The organism is uncultured Mailhella sp., from assembly GCF_947631555.1.
Taxonomy (GTDB): Bacteria; Desulfobacterota; Desulfovibrionia; order Desulfovibrionales; family Desulfovibrionaceae; genus Mailhella.
The window spans coordinates 1-4,675 of sequence record NZ_CANRLT010000116.1 but is presented as its reverse complement, the minus strand read 5'-3'; the positions used below and the strand labels follow the sequence as shown (position 1 = coordinate 4,675).

The 4,675-nt window shown below is 61.2% G+C and carries 6 protein-coding genes; all 6 read right to left on the bottom strand.

From position 1 onward, the window contains the following. A partial coding sequence (locus tag Q0Z94_RS11030; RefSeq protein WP_298069677.1) for a diaminopimelate decarboxylase occupies window positions 1–1,012 on the bottom strand: 1,012 nt, incomplete at its 3' end. A 295-nt stretch (window positions 1,013–1,307) separates the two neighbouring features. Next, window positions 1,308–1,529, bottom strand: coding sequence for a DUF465 domain-containing protein (locus Q0Z94_RS11025; protein ID WP_298069675.1), 222 nt, complete (start codon window positions 1,527–1,529; stop codon window positions 1,308–1,310). Window positions 1,530–1,587: 58 nt separating this feature from the next. Next, the gene (locus Q0Z94_RS11020) at window positions 1,588–1,896 is read right to left on the bottom strand and encodes a YggT family protein (RefSeq protein WP_298069673.1); all 309 of its coding nucleotides are present in this window, start codon (window positions 1,894–1,896) and stop codon (window positions 1,588–1,590) included. An 86-nt stretch (window positions 1,897–1,982) separates the two neighbouring features. Beyond that, window positions 1,983–2,489, bottom strand: coding sequence for a hypothetical protein (locus tag Q0Z94_RS11015; protein ID WP_298069671.1), 507 nt, complete (start codon window positions 2,487–2,489; stop codon window positions 1,983–1,985). Between the two features lie 118 nt (window positions 2,490–2,607). Continuing rightward, window positions 2,608–3,432: a hypothetical protein gene (locus Q0Z94_RS11010; RefSeq protein WP_298069669.1), complete on the bottom strand. Its 825-nt coding sequence runs from the start codon at window positions 3,430–3,432 to the stop codon at window positions 2,608–2,610. A gap of 107 nt (window positions 3,433–3,539) precedes the next feature. Continuing rightward, window positions 3,540–4,675, bottom strand: a 1,136-nt coding sequence (locus tag Q0Z94_RS11005; RefSeq protein WP_298069667.1) for a hypothetical protein, incomplete at its 5' end; no start/stop codon positions are given.

Sequence of the window (4,675 nt, the reverse complement as noted above, 5' to 3'; positions counted from 1 at the left end):
CGTCCGGCCGGCCGTTCTCGCGGAAGATTTCCACATCGTGGAAGGCGTCGTAGAGCATGGGGCGGGCCAGCACGTTGAAGCCGATATCCGTACCCGCAAAGCGGTGCGGGCCGTTGTTCTTCGTGGCGTGGACCGTCCCCAGCACGGCGCCGCATTCGGCCACGACGTAGCGCCCGGGTTCGATGAAAAAGCGCCCCTTGTATCCTGTGGACGCGCTCCATGCGGACAGACGGGTGTGGATGGCCCGGCCAAGTTCCGCCATGTCCATGCGCGGCTGCCCTTCGTACTTGTGATACGGCATACCGAGGCCGCCGCCGAAGTCGATGATCTCCAGAGGATAGCCCTGCTTCAGGAAGGTTTCGGCCATGCGCAGAAGCACGTTCATGGCGTCCAGATACGGCCCGGCCTCCATGAACAGCGAACCGATATGCTGATTCAGTCCCGCCAGCTTGAGCTGATAGCGGGCCAGAAGCTCCTGCACCGCAGGCACCATGTCCGGATCGACGCCGAACTTGGTCTTCTTGCCGCCGGTCACGACCTTCTCACTGTGCCCGGCGCCGATGCCGGGGTTAAAGCGCACCATGACGCGGCCGCCGGGAACGGTACGGCCGAACAGCTCAAGCTGAGACAGGGAATCCACGCTCACAACGCAGCCGTGTTCATCGGCGTTCTTCAGTTCTTCGGCGCTGACATTGTTGCAGACGTAGGTAATCTCTTCCGGCGTGAAGCCCGCCAGCGCATCGAGGTAGAGTTCCCCGGGAGACATGGCGTCCGCCACCAGTCCTTCCGAATGAATGATGCGCAGCAAGGCGGGATTGGTGTTGGCCTTGGCGGAATAGTTGACGCAAAAGCCCGGCAGGGAGGAAAGAGCGCGCAGCTCCCGGCAGCAGGAGCGCAGAATCTTTTCGCTGTACACATAGAGAGGGGAGCCGAAACGCCTGACCAGTTCCCGGGGATCTTCGCTGCCGTAGAACCCCACGCCGTCCGAATACGAAGAACGTATATTTGCCATGTTCATACCTGAAGCGCTCCTCCGCATTCCCGCCGAAGCCGCAGAGCGACAAAGCGAAAACGGGGAAAGGAGCGGCCGTGGCAGACCGGCGGCGTTCATGCCGCCGGAGCCTTTTGATAAAAAAAGACAGGATATCCGAAAGCCATCCGGCTTCGGAACGTCCTGACTGCGACTTGCCGTATCTGCGGGATATTCCCCGGCGTCCGCCGCTCTTCGTGCGAAACGGCAGACGCCGGTGCGGAACATCCTTCAAAAAAGAAAGCCCTGTTCACCCGTGCCCAGGCGAAAGGCCGCCTTACTTCTTGTATTTTTCCAGAGCCGCGGCAAGACGGGTCTTGCCTTCGAGCTTCTGCTTCTTGAGCGTCTTCATCTCCTGCTCTTCCGAAGGCGTGAGGTACGCCTTGCCCTTGTATTTCTCAAGCTGCTTCTCATAGAGCATATGTTCTTCCCAGAGAGCCTTCAGTTCAGGATCAGTGTCGCCGTACTGTTCCACGATTTTAATATCACGTTCTTCCATAACGCAGACTCCATTGGTTTGGGGTGGCAAAGAAACGTCGAAAGACGGCCTCTTACAGTCATTCGGAGGTTAAGCGCAGGCCGAGCTGAAGCAGAGACTGCACGACCACGCCGTTCAGCAGCTGCAGGACGACCAGCGCCACAACAGGCGAGAGGTCTATCCCGTTGAACATCACGAAGGGAATCATTTTACGGATGCGGTAAAAGACCGGCTCCGTCATGGCGCGAAGCGTCCGGACGATGGCGTTGTAAGGATCGGGATTGACCCAGGAGAGGAACGCCGCCACGATGATGACAAACGTGTACAGGTTGATGACCAGGCTCAGAAGCCCGGCGATTGTCGTAACAAGGTTGGCGACGACGAACATGCTGCCTCCGTAAACTTTCTCCTTCAAGTGTTGCCTGCTTGAGCGGGGAATTGCAAGCAAAAAGTTGAATTTTTCATGAACAAATTTCAGCAGGCGCAGCGCAGCCGCTTCACTCCCCCGCGAAAAAGCACGTCCATTTTGTCCGGCGGGAAAACTTCGAGAACCGCGCCCACCCCAAAAACCGGATGGTCAACAAGGGAATCCGCCGGGAAACAGCCGGTCATGGCGTAGGGAACGGGCTGGGAGACTATTCCTGCGACAGCGTCCCGCCAGCGGCTTTCGGCCTCTTCCCGGCTTCGCTCCGCACGGGACTGACGGCAGGGCCTTTCGCCTCTTTCACCGCGCACGGCTTCCGCATGAGCGGCGGCGTCCACGGCCTGCGTCCGGTCTCTTCCAGCCCGAACGCTTACCGTGGCCTCCTGTGCCCGGCGGGCAGGGGCGTCCGGCGCGGCGTATCTATGGACGCTGCCGCAGGCGCGGCACTCCACCTTCACGGGAATCCCCTTCAGGCAGGCCACGACAACGTGCCCCGTGATGTCTCTGCACCGCGAGCAGCGAGCTTCGATAATCTGACCAGTGACGAAAGAACCCATAAAAACTCCAAAAATTTCCGGCTGAACCCTTTAATTCGGCGCGGCAAAACCAAGGGGACACTTCTCCGAAACGAGCAGGCCGCCGCAACGTTTCAAAAACAGCCAAGGAGGCGCAGGACTAGCTTGCATCCGCCTTCATCGCCGCGATTTCTTCCCGGATCACGCGGGCGGCGGCCTGCATCATCCTGCGGTCGGACTGCTCTTCCCAGTCGCGAAGACGCCCTTCCAGCGCGTCCAGGCGTTCCGTGAGGGGGGACTCTGGTTCTCTGGCGTCCAGCATATGGCTGACCAGCTCTTCGAGGCGCAGACGCACACCGGCATCCTCGAGAAGCATGGTTCCGGCGTCTGCAAGCTGCTGTTCAAGCTCCTCCAGGCGGGCGGCCAGCGCGTCACGGGCCTGTTCCGCCGCCGCAAGCCGTTCTTCCAGCTCGCGGAGTTTCGTATCGTATGGCCCGGCCACAGGCTCAACATCCGCTTCCGCCGTGCAGCACTCTCCTTCTGCCTGCAAAGCCTCCGCTTCCGCTGAGGCTGTCTCTTCGGAGGGTGCATTGCCTTTCTCAGCGGTCAGTTCCGGCTCTTCCTCCGATTCCACATTGTCAGAGAGGGCAGACTCAGAATCCGCGGCGCAATGAGGCGTTTCGCCGGGAACAGGCTGTTCTGGGAGGACGTCTCCGTCATGGCACGGCGCTTCTTCTGCGGCCTCTTTTTCGGCAGGCTCAGTCACGGCTGAATCAGTCATGGACGCAGCGGCAGCATTGTCTCCCTCCGGCTCGGAAGGCTCTGCGGACGCTTCCGTACAGGACACTTTTTCGCCGGAGGCCTCAACTTCGGCTGCGGGCTTGTCCGCGCTCTGGCCTTCTGGGTCTGTTTCCTGCGGGGCAACAATATCCAGAAGCTCGATAATATCTTCTGTCTGTTCGGAAGGATGGGCGTCGTCGTTCATGGCTTTCCTCGTGCCGGCGTTTGGGTGTGCCCACCATCATAGCCAAGTCACAAGGCAAGCTCAAGCACTAAAATGTGCCAGGAGAAGCCGTGCCAGGGTGAAAGCGCTCAGGCGTCTTCCCTCTGCGGACTGTCGTGTCTGCGGTGCTCCGCGTACGCATCCATGAGCATGGCCGTATGGGCGGGCAGGACAAGCTCCGGGGCATAGACCGCCAGCACATCCTGCCGGGCGCGGGTGCGCAGCGGCGCATAGTCAGGGGCGTGTTCCAGCGCATGGAGCACGGCGGCAAGCCGCTTTCTGTGGCTGTCCTGCGGGAATGGCAGCATATTGATGCCCGGCTTCAAAAACTTTTCCCCTGACAGCGGTGACATCAGGAGCGCGCCGCAGCTCATGGCTTCCAGCCTGCCGGGGAAAAGCCCGTCTCTTTCGTTCTGGCAGAGGTGCAGCGAGGAGGTGCAGAAGAGATCCCGCCGCGCGGCAAGGGGCAGAAACTCCGCCGCGTGCAGGCGGCTGCGTACATCCTCAGGCAGACGCCGCAGCCACAGCGTCCCCGCATGGTTTTCTCCGTACTCCAGCACCGCATGACAGCGCGGGCGAAGCGTCAGAAGGTCAACCATCAGCCGGCGCACGGCGCGAGTGGCGGTTTCGTCCAGTCCCTTCATGTCCACAGAAATAAGTTCCGGGGCAGCCGTGCGGCCATCCGGCAGGAAAACTTTTGCCTGTGCGGGGTCAAGCAGTTCCGTCTCCACCCAGGGCGTGGCCAGATGGATCCAGCTCTGGAGCACGTCCGGCAGGCTGCGCACATCGGCCCGCGTGAACGCAATGCAGCAATCGCCCTGCAGCACCCGCAGAGAGCGCATATCCCGCATGGCGCCCGCTTCGGCATAGGGCACATCATCGCCCGGATAAAACACATGGAAGGCTTCAGGAAGCAGGGCGTGCGCAAAGAACGCGATACCTTCCGCGTGGGTGGAGAGCACCATATCCGGGCGAAATTCCCTGGCCAGCAGACGCATGGGGGCAAGCGCCTGCTCCCCCACATGGAGCGTCCGCTTCCAGAGCTGCACCATGCCGCGCTCCTCGCCCACGGCAACATCGCGTATCTTCAGGACAAGGCGCTGTACTCCGGGCAGAGACGCCTCCCGCCTGCCGTACCTGGCGACGAACAGCACCTCGTGACCGGAGGCGGTCAGATAACGGGCCAGCGCTCCCAGGCGGCCCGGAAAATTGCTGTTGATGATGA

What these genes read in the sequence shown, in the direction of transcription:
- Q0Z94_RS11025 (WP_298069675.1), bottom strand. Translation starts at nt 1,529, where the DNA reads ATGGAAGAACGTGATATTAAAATCGTGGAACAGTACGGCGACACTGAT.
- Q0Z94_RS11020 (WP_298069673.1), bottom strand. Translation starts at nt 1,896, where the DNA reads ATGTTCGTCGTCGCCAACCTTGTTACGACAATCGCCGGGCTTCTGAGC.
- Q0Z94_RS11015 (WP_298069671.1), bottom strand. Translation starts at nt 2,489, where the DNA reads ATGGGTTCTTTCGTCACTGGTCAGATTATCGAAGCTCGCTGCTCGCGG.
- Q0Z94_RS11010 (WP_298069669.1), bottom strand. Translation starts at nt 3,432, where the DNA reads ATGAACGACGACGCCCATCCTTCCGAACAGACAGAAGATATTATCGAG.